The 15,342-nt window shown below is 73.2% G+C and carries 16 protein-coding genes; 6 read left to right on the top strand and 10 right to left on the bottom strand.

Features of this window, described 5'->3' with window-relative positions:
• Positions 1 to 97 precede the first annotated feature (97 nt).
• Complete coding sequence (locus ACFVSN_RS42200) at positions 98 to 1,096, top strand: adenosine deaminase (protein WP_387958804.1); 999 nt, start codon at positions 98 to 100, stop codon at positions 1,094 to 1,096.
• A gap of 65 nt (positions 1,097 to 1,161) precedes the next feature.
• On the opposite strand, the gene ACFVSN_RS42195 is transcribed toward ACFVSN_RS42200, so the two are convergent.
• The 4 genes from ACFVSN_RS42195 to ACFVSN_RS42180 all read right to left on the bottom strand — a co-directional run bounded on the left by ACFVSN_RS42195 (position 1,162) and on the right by ACFVSN_RS42180 (position 3,928).
• The gene (locus tag ACFVSN_RS42195) at positions 1,162 to 1,776 is read right to left on the bottom strand and encodes a vitamin K epoxide reductase family protein (RefSeq protein ID WP_380443211.1); all 615 of its coding nucleotides are present in this window, start codon (positions 1,774 to 1,776) and stop codon (positions 1,162 to 1,164) included.
• The gene (locus ACFVSN_RS42190; protein ID WP_380497315.1) at positions 1,773 to 2,564 is read right to left on the bottom strand and encodes a DsbA family protein; all 792 of its coding nucleotides are present in this window, start codon (positions 2,562 to 2,564) and stop codon (positions 1,773 to 1,775) included. Before ACFVSN_RS42190 ends, ACFVSN_RS42195 begins: the two co-directional genes overlap by 4 nt.
• Positions 2,565 to 2,692: 128 nt before the next feature.
• The gene (locus tag ACFVSN_RS42185; protein WP_387958803.1) at positions 2,693 to 3,355 is read right to left on the bottom strand and encodes a hypothetical protein; all 663 of its coding nucleotides are present in this window, start codon (positions 3,353 to 3,355) and stop codon (positions 2,693 to 2,695) included.
• A 129-nt stretch (positions 3,356 to 3,484) separates the two neighbouring features.
• Positions 3,485 to 3,928, bottom strand: coding sequence for an SRPBCC family protein (locus ACFVSN_RS42180; RefSeq protein ID WP_380443217.1), 444 nt, complete (start codon positions 3,926 to 3,928; stop codon positions 3,485 to 3,487).
• 148 nt (positions 3,929 to 4,076) lie between these two features.
• Between ACFVSN_RS42180 and ACFVSN_RS42175 the strand changes: the two genes are divergently transcribed.
• Positions 4,077 to 4,946, top strand: coding sequence for an Fpg/Nei family DNA glycosylase (locus ACFVSN_RS42175; RefSeq protein ID WP_387958801.1), 870 nt, complete (start codon positions 4,077 to 4,079; stop codon positions 4,944 to 4,946).
• 83 nt (positions 4,947 to 5,029) lie between these two features.
• Here the strand turns inward: ACFVSN_RS42175 and ACFVSN_RS42170 are convergent, their stop codons facing one another.
• The gene (locus ACFVSN_RS42170) at positions 5,030 to 5,890 is read right to left on the bottom strand and encodes an SAM-dependent methyltransferase (RefSeq protein ID WP_380443221.1); all 861 of its coding nucleotides are present in this window, start codon (positions 5,888 to 5,890) and stop codon (positions 5,030 to 5,032) included.
• Between the two features lie 346 nt (positions 5,891 to 6,236).
• Here ACFVSN_RS42170 and ACFVSN_RS42165 point away from each other — a divergent pair, with 346 nt between their 5' ends.
• From ACFVSN_RS42165 to ACFVSN_RS42150, 4 genes are all read left to right on the top strand, one after another.
• Complete coding sequence (locus ACFVSN_RS42165) at positions 6,237 to 7,046, top strand: polysaccharide deacetylase family protein (protein ID WP_387958799.1); 810 nt, start codon at positions 6,237 to 6,239, stop codon at positions 7,044 to 7,046.
• 162 nt (positions 7,047 to 7,208) lie between these two features.
• Complete coding sequence (locus ACFVSN_RS42160) at positions 7,209 to 7,532, top strand: hypothetical protein (protein ID WP_387958797.1); 324 nt, start codon at positions 7,209 to 7,211, stop codon at positions 7,530 to 7,532.
• Positions 7,533 to 7,662: 130 nt separating this feature from the next.
• Positions 7,663 to 8,535, top strand: a complete 873-nt coding sequence (locus ACFVSN_RS42155) for a sulfurtransferase (RefSeq protein ID WP_380443227.1) — start codon at positions 7,663 to 7,665, stop codon at positions 8,533 to 8,535.
• A gap of 142 nt (positions 8,536 to 8,677) precedes the next feature.
• Positions 8,678 to 10,216 (top strand): M1 family metallopeptidase, encoded by a 1,539-nt coding sequence (locus tag ACFVSN_RS42150; RefSeq protein WP_387958795.1) that lies wholly within the window; start codon positions 8,678 to 8,680, stop codon positions 10,214 to 10,216.
• A gap of 2 nt (positions 10,217 to 10,218) precedes the next feature.
• Here the strand turns inward: ACFVSN_RS42150 and ACFVSN_RS42145 are convergent, their stop codons facing one another.
• The 5 genes from ACFVSN_RS42145 to ACFVSN_RS42125 are packed head-to-tail and all read right to left on the bottom strand — an operon-like array spanning position 10,219 to position 15,124.
• Entirely contained in the window at positions 10,219 to 11,070 is an 852-nt protein-coding gene (locus ACFVSN_RS42145; RefSeq protein WP_387958793.1) for an aminoglycoside N(3)-acetyltransferase, read from the bottom strand.
• A 59-nt stretch (positions 11,071 to 11,129) separates the two neighbouring features.
• On the bottom strand, positions 11,130 to 11,603 hold the full coding sequence (locus ACFVSN_RS42140; RefSeq protein ID WP_380506852.1) for a GNAT family N-acetyltransferase: 474 nt from the start codon (positions 11,601 to 11,603) through the stop codon (positions 11,130 to 11,132).
• Positions 11,604 to 11,614: 11 nt separating this feature from the next.
• Positions 11,615 to 12,589 (bottom strand): NAD-dependent epimerase/dehydratase family protein, encoded by a 975-nt coding sequence (locus ACFVSN_RS42135; RefSeq protein ID WP_387958791.1) that lies wholly within the window; start codon positions 12,587 to 12,589, stop codon positions 11,615 to 11,617.
• Positions 12,590 to 12,623: 34 nt separating this feature from the next.
• Positions 12,624 to 13,724 (bottom strand): alkene reductase, encoded by a 1,101-nt coding sequence (locus ACFVSN_RS42130; RefSeq protein WP_387958789.1) that lies wholly within the window; start codon positions 13,722 to 13,724, stop codon positions 12,624 to 12,626.
• A gap of 50 nt (positions 13,725 to 13,774) precedes the next feature.
• Entirely contained in the window at positions 13,775 to 15,124 is a 1,350-nt protein-coding gene (locus ACFVSN_RS42125; RefSeq protein ID WP_387958787.1) for a condensation domain-containing protein, read from the bottom strand.
• Positions 15,125 to 15,342: the final 218 nt, after the last annotated feature.

Below are 15,342 nucleotides of genomic sequence, written 5' to 3'. Positions count from 1 at the left end.
CGCGCCGCGGGTCCGGGCAGGCTGTGATCATCGAGCCTCGACATGAGACGTAGGATGAATCCTTCGTTTCCACAGAAACCGCGCGGACGGATCGCTCATGCCCCTTCCCAAGGCCGAACTCCACCTGCACATCGAAGGCACGCTGGAGCCCGAGCTCGCGTTCGCCCTCGCGGACCGCAACGGCGTCGCACTGCCGTACGCCGACACCGAGGAGCTCCGCGAGGCCTACTCGTTCAGCGATCTGCAGTCCTTCCTGGACCTGTACTACGCGCTGATGGCCGTGCTGCGCACGGAGGAGGACTTCGCGGACCTCGCCGACGCCTACCTCGCCCGCGCCGCGGAGCAGGGGGTCCGGCACGCGGAGATCTTCTTCGACCCGCAGGCGCACACCGCGCGCGGCGTGCCGATCGGCGTCGTCGTGGACGGGCTCACCCGCGCGCTCGGACGCAGTGCGGAGCGGTACGGCATCAGCACCCAGCTGATCATGTGCTTCCTGCGGGACGAGTCCGCCGACTCGGCGCTGGAGACCTTCGAGGCCGCGCGCCCGTGCTTCGACCGGATCGCGGGGATCGGCCTCGACTCGGCCGAGGTCGGCAACCCGCCGGCCAAGTTCCGCGAGGTGTACCGGCGCGCGGCCGAGGCCGGGCTGCGCCGCGTCGCCCACGCCGGGGAGGAGGGGCCGGCCGGGTACGTCACGGAGGCGCTGGACGTGCTGGGCGTCGAGCGGATCGACCACGGGCTGCGCTGCCTGGAGGACGGCGAGCTGGTGGCCCGCCTGGTCCGCGAGCAGGTGCCGCTGACCCTGTGCCCGCTGTCCAACGTCCGCCTGCGGTGCGTGGACACGCTCGCCGACCACCCGCTGCGGGAGATGCTGGACGCCGGGCTGCTGGTCACCGTCAACTCCGACGACCCGGCCTACTTCGGCGGCTACGTCGACGACAACTTCCGGGCCGTCCAGCAGGCCCTGGCGCTGGAGCCGGAGACCCTGCGGCTGCTCGCCGCGAACTCCTTCCGCGCGTCCTTCATCGACGACGACCGGAAGGCCGAACTCCTGGCCGAGGTGGCCGCGTTCACCTTCCCGCCGGTCGAGTTCTGACGGCCGGTCGCGCCTGCGCCCCCTCCGGGCAGTGCTTGGGTTCGAGGGGGCGGAGGCGCGGCAGGTCAGAGCAGGGTGCTCCAGTAGTACCAGAACCGGTTGAGCACCAGCAGCGCGATCACCGCGTACCAGAGCACCGGCACCACCCAGTGGTAGCGCGCCGCCTCCCGCACCACCGGCCGCAGCCCGCGCCCGACCGGGATGATCCCCGAGCGCAGGTTGTGCAGCGTCGTGTACCAGAACAGGGGGATCATCGTGGCCCACACCACCATGCAGTACGGGCAGAGCGCGCCGATCCGGTAGAGCGCCTGGTACATCAGCCAGGTCACGAAGCCGATCCCGAACAGCGTCCCGGCCTGGAGGCCGAGCCAGAACCAGCGCCGGTACGCCGCCCCCGCGAGCAGGCCCGCGCCGATCGCCGCCACGACGGCGAAACCGGCCAGGCCGAGCAGCGAGTTGGGGAAGCCGAAGGCCTCGGCCTGCTCGCTGCGCATGATCGAGCCGCAGCTGATGATCGGGTTGATGTTGCAACTGGGGACGTACGACGGGTCCTTCAGCAGCCGGAGCTTGTCCAGCGTGAGGACCGCCGAGGCGAACAGGCCGACCGCGCCGCCGATCAGCAGCAGCCAGGCGAACGGCCGGCCCGCGCCGTACGTCCGCCCGGCGGGGGCGGCCGTCACCCGGTCACCTGCTTGACCATGGCGGTGAACTGCTCGGGGCTGACGGCCTTCCCGCCGGTGAGGACGTCCAGCTTCTTGCCGTCCAGCTTGACGGTCGGGGTGCCGGTGACGTCGCTCTTGTTGAACTCCTCGTTCACCTTGGCCGCCCACGGCGCGTAGGTGCCGTCCTGGACGGCCTTGACGAAGGCGTCGGTCTTCAGGCCCGGCACCTGGCCGGCCAGGTCGAGGATCTTGTTGGTGTCGCCGAAGCCGTCGGTGCGCTCGTCGGGCTGGTTCTTGTAGAGCACGTCGTGGAAGGCCTTGAACTTGTCCACGCCCTCGTTGAGCGCGGCGCCGGCGGCGGCCAGCGCGGTGCGCGAGCCCTTGCCACCGAGGTTGTCGTCCAGGAACGTCGCCAGGTGGTACTCGATCTTGTACGTGCCGGCGTCGGCGAGCTGCTGGATCGCCGTTCCGGTGGTGGTCTCCAGCTGCTCGCAGAACGGGCAGCGGAAGTCCTCGTAGATCTCCAGGGTGTGCGGGGCGTCGGCCTTGCCGTAGGTGATCACGGTGCCGTTGGTGCCGCCGGCGTTGGCCGGGACGACCAGCGGGCCGCTCGCGGAGCCGCCGGAGGAGCCGGAGGAGCCGTTCACGGCGAAGGCCACGCCGCCCACGATCGCGAGCAGGGCGACGGAGGCGGCGCCGACCACGACGCGGCGGCGGACCCGGTCCGCGCGCTCGGCCTGCTCGCGGGCGGCGCGCATGCGGTCGGTGGCGGAGGTCCTGGTGCTGCTCTTGCGGGAGTTGCTCATGGGGTGTCGTCCTGTGCTCTCGGGTGCTCGCGGGCCAGCGGAAGAGGGCGCGCGGGCGTGCGGAAGGGCGGGCGCGCGGGGATCCGGCGCGCGGTGAGAGGGCCGGCCGCGACCGTGGGAGGGGTCGGTCAGCCGGCCGGGGCGAACACCGGCGGACCGCGCCGCACGGCGGGGCCGAGCACGACGTCCTCGGCCGGGACGCGGACCCGGCTGGCCCGCGGGAAGGGCACCCGGACCACCGGACGGGCCGGGACGGGCGCCGAGAGCAGCGGCAGCAGACGGGCGGCGGCCGGCAGGTGGCGGTGCAGGAACTCGGCCGTCATCCGCGCCGAGTGGGCCAGGCCGGCCAGCGCGGCGTCCGCGCGGCGCAGCCAGAACGCGCCGGCCAGCCCGATCGCCGTGTGCAGCAGCAGGAGCAGCGCCAGCCCGGTGTGCGGGGAGACTTCGTGCCCGAGCAGGAGGCCGCCCAGGGACCCGCCGCCGCACAGCAGCGGCTCGAAGCCGCGGGTGGCGCCGGGCGGCAGGGACGGACAGCTCGCCTGGGCGTAGCCGAACAGCGCGCTCACGCCCAGCTCCAGCGGCAGGAACACCGCGGCGACCGCCGGGTAGCCGCGCTCGCGGCCGGCGAGCGCGAAGGCCACCGCGAAGACGGCGGCGGAGGCGACGGCCAGCGTGCCGGCGGGCAGCGGGCGGCCGGTGACGAGCACCTGGCCGAGCCCGGCGAGCAGCACGACCAGCGCGGCGAAGACCGCCGCGCGGAGTGTCCTGGTGACCGGGCCGGAGTAGTGCATCGCACCCGAGTCTGCCACAGGTTGAAACCCGAACGGTCCGGCCGACGGCCCCCTGTGGGGAGCCTCACCATGGCCGCTGAGCTGGGCTTATACCGTCCTTACGCGATCGCGGGGGACGCTTCGCGGCGATCACCGGGCGGCGGCGACCCGCGCCTCGACCAGGTCCCGGAAGTGTTCGAGGTCGCCCCGCACGGCCCGCTCGATCGCCCCGGCCTGGGCGAAGCCGCGCGGCCCGCCGAAGGCCTCGTGGACGGCGTCCGGGTCGTACTCCACCCGGATCTGCAGGCGGGTGTGCCCCGCGTCGATGGGCAGCAGGGCGAACGCGCCGCGCAGCCGGACCCCGTCGAGCGTCCGCCAGGCCATCACCCGGCCCCGGCCGCGGTCGGTGATCTCGGTCTCGACGTCCCGCTCGGAGCCCCCGATCGCCACCCCGAGGTGGGCGAGGTTCCGTCCGTGCGGGTAGGCGCTGCGCACCCCGTCGACGAACTGCGGGTAGTCGTGCACCCGGTGCAGCTGCTCCCAGGCGGCGAGGACGGGGGCGGCTATGTCGATCTGCTCCTCCAGCATGGTCATGACTGGACCGGACCTCCTGCGGTTGGTCGCTCCGCCGGTTGATCGTGGAGTGTTTCCAGCCTGCGCTCCGGAGCGGCCGCGGGCAAAGGGCGCACGGGGGCGCACCCGCCGGGGCGCGGGGTGCGGGGCCGTGCGGGAGACTGGGCGCATGCCGGAGCTGCCCGAGGTCGAGGCGCTGTGCGCCTTCCTGCGCGAACGGCTGACCGGGCGGGTCGTCGCCCGGGTGCAGCCGGTGGCGATCAGCGCGCTGAAGACGTACGACCCGCCGGTCACCGCCCTGGAGGGGCTGACGGTCGGGTCGGTCGCGCGGCACGGGAAGTTCCTGGACATCGAGGCCGGCGGCCTGCACCTCGTCATCCACCTGGCCCGCGCCGGGTGGCTGCGCTGGAAGGACGGCCTGCCCGCCGAACCGCCGCACCCGAGCCCGAAGAACCCGCTCGCGCTGCGGGTGCGCCTGGCCGGCGAGGCCGGGGACGGTTTCGACCTCACCGAGGCCGGGACGAAGAAGGGGCTCGCCGTCCACGTCGTCCGCGACCCGGCCGAGGTGCCCGGGGTGGCCCGGCTCGGCCCGGACCCGCTGGACCCGGGCTTCACCCCGGAGTCCTTCGCCGCGCTGCTGAGCGGCGAGCGGCGGCAGCTCAAGGGCGTCCTGCGGGACCAGACCGTGCTGGCGGGCGTGGGCAACGCCTATTCGGACGAGGTGCTGCACGCGGCCCGGATGTCGCCGTTCAAGCTGGCGTCGCGCCTGACCGACGAGGAGACGGCGCGGCTGTACGCGGCGCTCGGCGACACGCTGCGCGACGCGGTGGAGCGCTCGCGCGGGCTCGCGGCGGGGGAGCTGAAGGCGGAGAAGAAGCTGGGGATGCGGGTGCACGGCCGCACCGGGCAGCCCTGCCCGGTGTGCGGGGACACCGTGCGCGAGGTGTCGTTCGCGGACTCCTCGCTGCAGTACTGCCCGACCTGCCAGACCGGCGGGAAGCCGCTGGCGGACCGGCGGCTGTCCCGGCTGCTGAAGTGAGCTGACGTGAGTGGTGCGGCAGCCGGGACGCGGGTCGGTGCGGATGCGGGTGCGGTCGCGGGTGCGGTGGCGGGTGCGCTCGCTCAGCGCTTGATCGCGACGCCGCCCCAGTAGTACGCGGCCCACGGGTTGGCCGGCGGCGGGCCGTCCGGGCGCCAGGCGAGGACGGGGGTGACGCCCGGCTCGACGAGGTCCCAGCCGTCGAAGAAGCGCACGACGTCGTCGCGGGTGCGCGGCACGAGGGTCATCCCGCCGGCCCGGGCGGCCTCGGTGACCTGGCCGACGGCCACCGGGTCGAAGTCCTGGGTGGGGGTGGTGAGCGCGAGGCAGCTGCCGGAGGGCAGGGCGTCGCGCAGCGCGGCGACCCGGCCCCACGGGTCGTCCTCGTCGGCGATCAGCATCAGCACGGCGATCATCAGCAGGCCGACCGGCCGGTCCAGGTCGAGGGTCGCGGTGAGCGCCGGGTCGGAGAGCAGTTCCCCGGGCTTGCGCAGGTCGGCGTGGATGTAGGTGGTGCGGCTGGCCGGGGTGGAGACCATCAGGGCGCGGGCGTGGGCGAGCACGATCGGGTCGTTGTCGACGTACACCACGCGGGTGCCGGGGCTGACCTCCTCGGCGATCTCGTGGGTGTTGGGCGAGGTCGGGATGCCGGTGCCGAGGTCGAGGAACTGGCGGATGCCGTGCTCGCGGGCGAGGTGGCGCACGGCCCGGCCCTGGAAGGCGCGGTTGGCCCTGGCCATCTCCTTGATGCTGGGCACGGCCTGCTCGATGGCCTCGGCCATGGCGCGGTCGGGCGGGAAGTTGGTCTTGCCGCCCAGCCAGTGGTCGTAGACGCGGGCCGAGTGGGGAGTGGTGGTGTCGACGCCGAAACGTTCCCACTGGCTCAGCTCGGCGGGCTCGTCCTCGTGCTGCTCCCGGTCCGGGAAGTCCTGACTTGTCGTCATGGCCACGTCCTCTGATGGCAGATCATCACACTGGAGGGGGCCAGCGTAGCGGGCCTGTGTGGAACCTGTGCGTCCGGTGGGGGAAGGCCGGTGCCCTTGGGCCGTCGGAGTGGTGATCAGGTCCGTCGGGGGTGCCGACCGGGAGCCGGGGTTCCGGGCGGGGGAAGCATCCACCATGCTGTCAGATCGTCTGATTACCTCTCGGATTACTACGAACCCTGGCCCCGGGTCCGGATCGGGCCGCCCGTCCCGCCGGCTGCTGCTCGTCGCGGCCGGAATGTCGCTGCTCGGGGCGGCGGGCTGTCAGAACCCCTTCGACGGTGCGGATCCGCCCCCGGCGCCACCTGTGCCGGACGCCGCCGAGGCGGGCGCGGTCGGGGCGGCGCCGGTCGGGTCCCCCTCGCAGTGGGCCTCGCCCACCGCCTCGCCCACCGCGCCGCCGTCCGCGACCCCGTCGAGGGCTCCCTCGCCCACTGCGACGGGCTCGCCGAGTGCGCAGGCCACGCAGGCCGCGCAGGCCGCGCAGCCCGTCCAGCCCGTGCACAAGGTGCTCACCCAGGCGGAGAGCAAGCCGGTGTACGAGCTGGACCCGTCACGGAAGGTCGTGGCGCTCACCATCGACGACGGCCCGGACCCGCGGTACACGCCGGCCGTCCTCGACCTGCTCCAGAAGTACGGGATCCGGGCGACGTTCTTCCTGATCGGGGAGAACGCCGTCGAACACCCGGCCCTGGTGCGGGAGATCGCGGACCGCGGCCACCACATCGCCAACCACACCTGGACCCACCCGGACCTGCGGCACATGTCCGATTCGAAGGTCAAGGACGAGCTGGAGCGCACCTCGGACCTGCTCCTGCGGACCACCGGCCGGCAGCCGACCTGGTTCCGCGCGCCCGGCGGGGACTGGTCGGACGCCTCGCTGCGGATCGCCGCCGACCTGGGGCTGCGGAACATGGCCTGGTCGGTGGACCCGCGGGACTGGGCCAGGCCGGGGACGTCGGCGATCATCGACACCATCCTCAAGGGCGTCCGGCCCGGCTCGATCGTGCTCAACCACGACGGCGGCGGGGACCGGTCGCAGACGGTGGCGGCGATCAAGGCGTACCTGCCGGTGCTGGTCGACTCGGGGTACTTCTTCACGGCCCCGCCGAACTGAGGGCGGTGGTGGCGGTGGCCGGTGCGGCGGGTAGCGGTTTGCTTGCTTAAACCACTCGAAAAGGTGGATTGGAAGAACCGTTTCTGCGCTTTTTGGGCCCATAGGGTGATCTCGCACCAATTCACCAGGTACCGCCGGGTACCACCTGAAAGGCCCTCAATCATGCGTCTCCGCAATGCCGTACTGGCCTCCGCCAGCGCCATCGCCCTCGTTCTCGCCGTTCCGACCTCCGCCGGCGCCGCCACCGGCGATTTCCTCTACAAGGTCGGCCCCGGGGTGCTGACCGGCCTGGCCGATCCGGAGAGCCGCGTGTGCATCGACCTTCCGGAACTCGGGAACGGCCCGGCCTTCGCGCCGGAGAACCTCACGAGCTCGACGGCCACGGTGTTCCTCGACGCCCACTGCGACGGGGACGTCTTCTACGTCATGACCCCGGGCAAGAAGCTCGGCGACCGCCTCAAGCTGCGCTCGGTCGTCTTCTCCTGACCGGCGGCGACGGTGAGGTGGCCGGGGCCGGGCGGTCGGCGTAGCGTCGAACTGTCCGGCCCGGTCGCCGGCGCCTCGTCGTGCCCCGTGGTCGGGCGCCGCAGCCTGGGCAGAACGAAGGAGGCCTGGGATGACCGGCAACGGCTACGCCCACCCCGAGGCACTGGTCCGCACCGACTGGCTGGCCCACCACCTGGACGACGGCACCGTCAGGGTCGTCGAGGTGGACGAGGACACCAGCGCGTACGAGCGGGACCACATCCCCGGCGCGGTCGGCTGGAACTGGGCCACCGACCTGCACAGCAGCGTCGGCCGCGACTACGTCGACCGGGCGGGCGTCCAGTACCTGCTGCGCGCGGCCGGGGTGGAGGACGACACGACCGTCGTGCTGTACGGCGGCAACAACAACTGGTTCGCCGCGTACGCGTACTGGCTGCTGCGGCTGCGCGGGTTCGGGCCGGTGCGGCTGCTGGACGGCGGGCGGAAGAAATGGGAGCTGGAGGGGCGCGAGCTCACCCACGAGGTCATGGACTACCAGCACACCTCGTACCGGCTGACCGGGCCCGAGCGGCCGGAGCTGCGTGCGCTGCGGGACGAAGTGCTGGGCAAGGCCGAGGTGTTCGCGAAGCCGGGCACGGACGCGGTGCTGGTGGACGTCCGCTCGCCGGCCGAGTTCCGGGGCGAGCTGATCGCGCCGCCGCACCTGCCGCAGGAGCAGGCGCAGGTGCCCGGTCACATCCCCGGCGCGCTGAACATCCCCTGGTCGCAGGCGGCCAACGACGACGGGTCGTTCCGCTCGGCGGAGGAGCTGCGGGCGCTGTACGGGGGCCGGGGCGTGGGGCCGGAGCGCGAGGTGATCGCCTACTGCCGGATCGGTGAGCGCTCGGCGCACACGTGGTTCGCCCTGACCGAACTGCTGGGGTACCCGCACGTCAAGAACTACGACGGCTCCTGGACGGAGTACGGCTCGCTGGTGCGGGCGCCGGTGGCGCTCGGGGCGTGAGGGCGCCGAAATCCGGCGTTCGGCCGGTTGCATCATTTCGGCTTGTTTCTTTGCATGAACATCTCATAATCCGGGAGTGGATCCGGGGCTGCCGGGACAAGGATCGATCCGACCCTTCGTCCCAGCGATCCTGGAGGACCCGTTGCGCAAGAGGCTGATCGTCTCCGCCGCGAGTGCCATGGCCCTGTTCCTCGCCGTCCCGGCGTCGGCCGCCGACTTCCAGCCGGGCGCCCCCGGCATCGGCGACTCCTACTACCCGACTTACGGCAACGGCGGCTATCACGTCTCCCACTACGACATCCGGCTGAAGTACCAGCCCGCCACCGACGAGCTGGAGGGCACCACCACCATCCTCGCCACCACCACCCAGGACCTCTCGCGGTTCAACCTGGACTTCGCGCTGAACGTCCAGGAGGTCCGGGTCAACGGGCGGGCGGCCACCTTCGCCACCAGCGGGGAGCAGGAGCTGGAGATCACGCCCGCCCGGCCGCTCGCCAAGGACAGCCAGGTCACCGTGGTCGTGCGCTACAAGGGCGTGCCGTCCACCGTGAAGCGCTACGGCTTCACCGCGTGGCAGCGCACCCCGGACGGCGGGGTCGCGGCCGGCGAGCCCGAGGCGGCGTGGTGGTGGTTCCCGAGCAACGACCACCCCAGCGACAAGGCCACCTTCGACGTCTCCGTCCAGGTGCCCGACGGCAACGAGGTGATCAGCAACGGCGTCCTCGTGAGCAAGAGGTCCCAGGCGGGCTGGACCCGCTTCTCCTGGCGCGAGAACAAGCCCCAGGCGACATATCTGGCCACCCTGGCGGTCGGCAAGTTCGACGTCACCCAGGACACCACGGCGAGCGGCATCCCCGTCTACAACGCGTACAGCAAGGACCTCGGCGAGAACGGCGACGCCGCGCGCGCCAGCGTCGAGCGCACCGGCGAGCTCGTCGACTGGCTCAGCGGCTACTTCGGCGAGTACCCGTTCAGCTCCGTCGGCGGCTACGTGCCCAACTCCAAGGCCGGCTACGCGCTGGAGAACCAGACCCGGGTGTTCTACGGCGCCAAGCAGTTCGCCCGCGGCTCCAACACCTCGGTGGTCGTGCACGAGCTGGCCCACCAGTGGTACGGCGACAGCGTCTCCGTCGCGCACTGGAGCGACATCTGGCTCAACGAGGGCTTCGCGTCGTACGCGCAGTACCTGTGGTCCGAGCACGAGGGCGAGGGCACCGCGCAGGAGCTCGCCGACTACGTCTACGCCTCGCACCCGGCCGGCGACAAGTTCTGGACCATCAAGCCGGGCGACCCGGGCGCGGACAACCAGTTCGACTCCGCCGTCTACGACCGGGGCGCGGTGGCGATCCAGGCGCTGCGCAACACCGTCGGGGACGACGCCTTCTTCCGGATCCTGAAGGGCTGGCCCACCGAGCACCGCTACGGCAACGCGAGCGTCAAGGACTTCCAGGCGTACGCGGAGACGATCTCCGGGCAGGACCTCGGGGAGCTCTTCACCACCTGGCTGTTCACCCCGTCGAAGCCGGCCGTCGGCCCGGCGCCGAAGGCCGGCGTCGACTCGCAGGCCTCGCTCGCCGCGCGCTCGGACGCGGTGGGCACCGCCGACGAGCCGCAGGCCGTCGTCGAGCCGAAGTCCTGGCAGAAGATCCAGGACAGCCACGCACGCGGCGGCGAGCGCTGACCTCACTGCCGAACCGACCCCGCGCCGTCCGCCGCCAGCAGTTCACCGAGGCGGCGGACGGCGAAGGGTATGAGGCGCCGGACCGGGAGCAGGCGGCAGGGTGCGGTGCCGACCAGGGCCGGGCGGATGCCCGCCTGCTCCTCGAACTCCCGGCCCACGACCGGGAAGTGGGTGTCGTTGTCGTTGCCCACGTCGATCGTCTCGATCCAGACGCGCTCGCCCGCGACGGCCATCGGGAAGCGGCGCAGCTTGCGGCGCGGGGCAGGAGCCAGCGACTCGGCGTAGTGCAGGAAGGTGTTCCGGTTGTGGCCGACGCCGAGCAGCAGCACGTGCGCGTCCAGGTCGTGCAGCGCACCGAACGGGGACTCGCGGCCGACCGCGTCGCCGAGTGACTGCCGGGCGGTGATCCGCGCGGCCTCGGCTCCGACGGCCGCGACCGACGCCTGCGGGTGCGGGCTGCGCAGGCTCTCCGGGAGCGCGCGCAGCGCCTCCGCTATGGCGCCCATCGGCGACGGCATGGCGGGGTGGAACAGCGGGACCGCGGCCCGGCGTTCGGCGATCTCGGGCGTCGGGACGCCGGTGTGCTCCGGGTGCGGATCGAGGACGACGGACCCGGTGAAGGCCGGCACCACGACCGTCCCGGTGGGCCCGACGGCCGCGCGCAGGCTCGCGACGACGGCGTCGGCGCCGCCCTCGACCCGGCCGAGGCTGGAGAGCGACGAGTGCACCATGAGCGCCATGCCCTCGCGCACGCCCATCGAGCGCCAGGCCTCGGTGAGCCCGGCGGCGGTGAGCGGCTCGGTGAGCGGCTTGTTGAGCGGTGTGGTGCGCGGCGTGGAGTCGTGTGCGGTCATGGTGCCCCCGTTCGTCTGGTCGTTCGGGGCCGACCCTAGCCCGGGGGTCTGACAATCGATCAGTTCACGGCGGGGCTCCGGCGTTCGACGAGGACGACGTCGCGCCAGCGGCCGTTCAGGCGGCCGACGCGTTCGCGGGTGCCGACGGTGCGGAAGCCGGCGCGGTGGTGGAGGGCGAGGCTCGCGCCGTTCTCCGGGAAGATCCCGGCCTGGACGGTCCAGATGCCGGCGGCGTCGGTGGAGGCGAGCAGGGCCGACAGGAGAGCGCGCCCGACGCCGCGCCCGTGGGCGGCGGGGGCGACGTAGACGGAGTGCTCGACGACGCCCGCGTAGGCGCTGCGGGCGGAGACGCGGGACACGGCGGCCCAGCCGAGGAGGGTGCCGTCGTCGTCGAGGGCGACCAGGCGGTGCTCGGGCAGGCGGGAGGCGTCGAAGGCGGGCCAGTCGGGGGCGGCGGTCTCGAAGGTCGCGTCGCCGGTGTCGATGCCTGCCTGGTAGACGGCGAGGACGGCCTCGGCGTGGTCGGGGGTCATCGCGGTGATGTTCACCGGGCGTCCTGGTCGAGCGCGGAGAGGACGCGGGCCTCGTCCTCGGCGGTGAAGCCGTGGCCCAGGGGCGGTGCGCCGCGGTCGCGGTCCCAGGTGAGGACGTTGGCCGCGGTGACCGCGAGCGGGGTGGTGGGCAGGCCGGCCGCGCGGGCGCGGGAGGCGTCGCGCTGCTGGCCGGGCCAGAGCCCCTCCTCGCGGACCAGCGGGAAGAACGGTGGCGGCGCCGTCTCCGGCGGCACTGGGACGACCTCGACCTCGGTGCCGGCGACCGCGGCGCAGGTGGCGATCACCCCGCCCAGCGTGACCGGTTCGGCCGGGCCGACGGCGTGGAACGCGCCCGGCCGCTCGTCCTGGACGAGCCGCAGCACGAAGCGGGCGAGGTCGCGCGAGTCGACCAGCTGGACGGGCTGCTCGGGCCGCCCGGGGAGCGCGATCCGGCCGCCGCGCGCCGCCCGACGCGCCCAGTAGGTGAGCCCGCGCTGGTCGTCGTGCGGCCCGGCCACCTTGCCGGGCCGCACGATCGTGGCCCGCTCGCCGTAGCGGGCGACGACCTCGTCCTCGCAGGCGACCTTGAGCCGGCCGTACGTCTCCTCGTCCAGCTGCTCGGCCTCCCGCAGCGGTGCCCGGCGCGGGGTGGACTCGTCCGAGCCGGGGGCGAGCCCGGCGCGCTCGTAGACCGCGTGGCTGGAGATGAACAGGTAGCGGCCGACGGTGTCGCCGAGCACGTCCATCGCCCCGGTGACCTGGCGGGGGAAGAAGCCGCTCAGGTCCACCACCGCGTCCCAACCGCCGTGCCGGAGGGCCGAGTAGTCGCCGGTGTCGCGGTCGCCGGTGAGGCGGGTCGCGGCGGGGAACAGGCCGGGGTTCGTCCGGCCGCGGTTGAAGAGGGTGACGTCGGCCCCGCTGCGCAGGGCTTCGTCGGCGATGGTGCGGCCGATGAAGGAGGTGCCGCCGAGGAGGAGAATTCGCATGCGGCCGAGCCTACTTCGGCGGTTCAAGCGGTTTTCAGCGCGCGCCGGCCAGGCGCGGGTAGTCGGTGAAGCCGGCGGCGCCGTGGGTGTAGAGGTGGGCCGGGTCGAAGGCGGTGAGCGGGGCGTCGACGGCGAGGCGTGCGGGCAGGTCGGGGTTGGCGATGAAGGCGCGGCCGTAGGAGACCAGTTCGGCGAGGCCGGAGTCGAGGACGGCCTCGCCGCGGGCGCGGTCGGTGGCGGCGCGGTTCTCGCCGACGTTGGCGATCAGCGGGCCGTGCCAGCGGGGGCGGAGGTCGGCGAGGGCGGGGTAGTCGTCGTTGTCGGTGAGGTGGAGGTAGGCCAGGCCGAGGCTGTCGAGTTCGTCGAGCAGCGCCCGGTAGACGGGTGCCGGGTCGGCCTCGGCCATGCCGAACTGCGGGTTTCCGGGGGACAGCCGCAGGCCGAGCCGGTCCGGACCGATCGCCGCGGCGACGGCGGTGACCAGCTCGACCGGGAAGCGGAGGCGGTCGGCGAGGGTGCGCGGGCCGTACTCGTCGGTGCGGAGGTTGGTGTTGTCGGCGAGGAACTGGTGGATCAGGTAGGAGTTGGCGCCGTGCAGCTCGACGAGGTCGAAGCCGGCCGTGAGGGCGTTGCGGGCGGCGTCGACGTGGTCGGTGACCGCCCGGCGGATCTCGTCGCGGGTCATCGCGCGCGGGGTGACGGCGTCGGCCTTGGCGCCGTCGCGGACGTGCACCGGGCCCGGGGCCGGGACGGCGGACGGGCCGGCCGGGACGTCGCCGAGCAGGCGGTTGAGCGGGTGGCCCTGGCGGCCGCCGTGCATCAGCTGGGCGACGATCCGGCCGCCGGCCGCGTGCACGGCCTCGGTGACGGCCCGCCAGCCGGCGGTGTGCTCCGGCGTCTCCAGGCCGGGCAGGCGCCAGCCGGACTGGCCGGCCCGGCTGGGCCAGATGCCCTCGGTGATGATCAGGCCGGCGCTCGCGCGCTGGGCGTAGTACTCGGCGACGACGGGCAATGGTGTGCCGTCCTCGGTCGCCCGGTAGCGCGTCATGGGGGCCATGACGACGCGGTTCGGCAGGTCGAGCGCGCCGAGGCGGTAGGGGGTGAGGAGCGGGCCGGTGAGGGCGGTGGTGGTCATGCCCGCACGGTAGAACCTGACACCGGTGTCAAGTTCAAGCGGTGTCAGGTTCAGGCGGTGGCCGGTGCCGCGGCCTCATCCAGGACCAACTCCTCGATCCCGTAGAGGAATTCCTCCATGGCCGAGCGTGGCAGCACAGCGGGATCGGCGGTCATGACGAGGCTCAGCGCGTCGGCCGTCCGGACGGCGTCCAGGGCGTAGGTCAGGCCGGGGCGCGGCTCGAAGTCGACGGGCCAGGTGAGAGTGGTGCGGTCGTCGCCGCCCACTGCCTCGGCGGGGACGGGCGGGGCCAGCTCACGGGTGTCGTTGAAGACGCAGGACCGGTCGGCGAGCGGGACGCCTCCGGCGGCGAGGGCGGCGATCTCCTCGTCCAGGCGCAGTTTGTCGTAGTAGGCGTGGCGGTAGGTGCCGATCGCGGCGGCGTGCGTGCGGCGCACGATCCCGCCGAACTCGCCGGTGGCGTCCGGGAGGTGGAACAGGCCCTCGCCGGCGACGGTGCTGACGGCGTTCGCCAGTTCGGGCAGGAAGCGGTTGTTGACGACGACGTGCAGGACGGCCTCGGAGGAGCCGGAGAGCTTGGCGGTCATCGCGGCCGTGGCGGCGAGGAGGACGGAGGAGGAGCTCACCCGGTGTGCGGCGGCGACGAGTTCGACGGCGGCGGGCAGGGCGGGGGAGCGCAGCACGGCGTTGGGGAAGCGGGTCGCGGCGGGTCCGTTCGGCTGGGGGAACAGGCGGGCCGGGCCGAGTCGCAGCTTGCGCAGGAACTGCTTGCGGGCGCCCGCGTCCCGCCGCCTGCCGCGTTCGGAGGCCTGGAACTCGGCTTCCTCCAGCGGTTGTTGGGCGGGCTCGCGGAGCGCGGCCAGCTCGGCGGGCGCGGTGCCGAGGCAGAGTGCGGTGAGGTCCGCGACGAGGCGGGTCATGCCGTTGCCGTCGACGGCGGTGTGGGCGAGCACCAGGCTGACGTGGCGGGCCAGGCCGCCGTGCTCGACCACGCCGACGCGGATCGGCCACTCGCCGGCGCAGTCGAACGGGCGGGCCGCCAGCTCGTCGTGCAACCTGGCACCGGTGGCGGCGAGTCGGCCCGGGTCGGGGCAGTGTTCGGTGTGCACGGCGAGTCGGCCGTCGGGGTCGACGAGCTGGCGCAGCCGCCCCTCCTCGTCCGGGACGAGCCTGGTGTGCAGCGCGTCGTAGAGGTGGAGCAGCCGGTCGAGGGCGGTGAGCAGGACGGGCAGCGGCAGGCCGGGGTCGAGCGGGGCGGCGGTGGTGATGGTGTAGCGCGGCGCGTCGCCGGGGGCGAGGCGCCGGACGGCGTCCCAGATGGCCTGCTGGCCCCAGGTGGCCGGCCCGGAACCGGACCGGCCGGACGAGAAGGCGATCTCCGGCAGTTGACGAGTGGTCACCGTGTGGCTCTCCGTAAGGGCGTGGATCGGTACGTCCTGGCTGATGCGGTGGGAGCGCGTGGGCCGTTCGGGGAGAGTGTGGCGCACCGGCCGCCGGGCCGTCGAGAGAGCGGGTGACGAGCGGGCCTAGGTTCTGTACGGCGGATCTTGTGACCGTCGCATGATCGGCTCGTTGTACTGGTCATGGGGCGGGGAGATCTGAGCAAGGACGAGTGGGA

This window comes from Kitasatospora sp. NPDC057904, from assembly GCF_042887925.1.
GTDB lineage: Bacteria > Actinomycetota > Actinomycetes > Streptomycetales > Streptomycetaceae > Kitasatospora.
The sequence above is the reverse complement of the archived record's forward strand: the minus strand, read 5'-3'. Positions and strand labels throughout refer to the sequence as shown.

Coding starts and splice junctions, on each gene's coding strand:
- ACFVSN_RS42175 (WP_387958801.1), top strand. CDS start 4,077: ATGCCGGAGCTGCCCGAGGTCGAGGCGCTGTGCGCCTTCCTGCGCGAA.
- ACFVSN_RS42145 (WP_387958793.1), bottom strand. CDS start 11,070: ATGACCGCACACGACTCCACGCCGCGCACCACACCGCTCAACAAGCCG.
- ACFVSN_RS42180 (WP_380443217.1), bottom strand. CDS start 3,928: ATGACCATGCTGGAGGAGCAGATCGACATAGCCGCCCCCGTCCTCGCC.
- ACFVSN_RS42170 (WP_380443221.1), bottom strand. CDS start 5,890: ATGACGACAAGTCAGGACTTCCCGGACCGGGAGCAGCACGAGGACGAG.
- ACFVSN_RS42155 (WP_380443227.1), top strand. CDS start 7,663: ATGACCGGCAACGGCTACGCCCACCCCGAGGCACTGGTCCGCACCGAC.
- ACFVSN_RS42200 (WP_387958804.1), top strand. CDS start 98: ATGCCCCTTCCCAAGGCCGAACTCCACCTGCACATCGAAGGCACGCTG.
- ACFVSN_RS42185 (WP_387958803.1), bottom strand. CDS start 3,355: ATGCACTACTCCGGCCCGGTCACCAGGACACTCCGCGCGGCGGTCTTC.
- ACFVSN_RS42190 (WP_380497315.1), bottom strand. CDS start 2,564: ATGAGCAACTCCCGCAAGAGCAGCACCAGGACCTCCGCCACCGACCGC.
- ACFVSN_RS42135 (WP_387958791.1), bottom strand. CDS start 12,589: ATGCGAATTCTCCTCCTCGGCGGCACCTCCTTCATCGGCCGCACCATC.
- ACFVSN_RS42130 (WP_387958789.1), bottom strand. CDS start 13,724: ATGACCACCACCGCCCTCACCGGCCCGCTCCTCACCCCCTACCGCCTC.
- ACFVSN_RS42160 (WP_387958797.1), top strand. CDS start 7,209: ATGCGTCTCCGCAATGCCGTACTGGCCTCCGCCAGCGCCATCGCCCTC.
- ACFVSN_RS42140 (WP_380506852.1), bottom strand. CDS start 11,603: ATGACCCCCGACCACGCCGAGGCCGTCCTCGCCGTCTACCAGGCAGGC.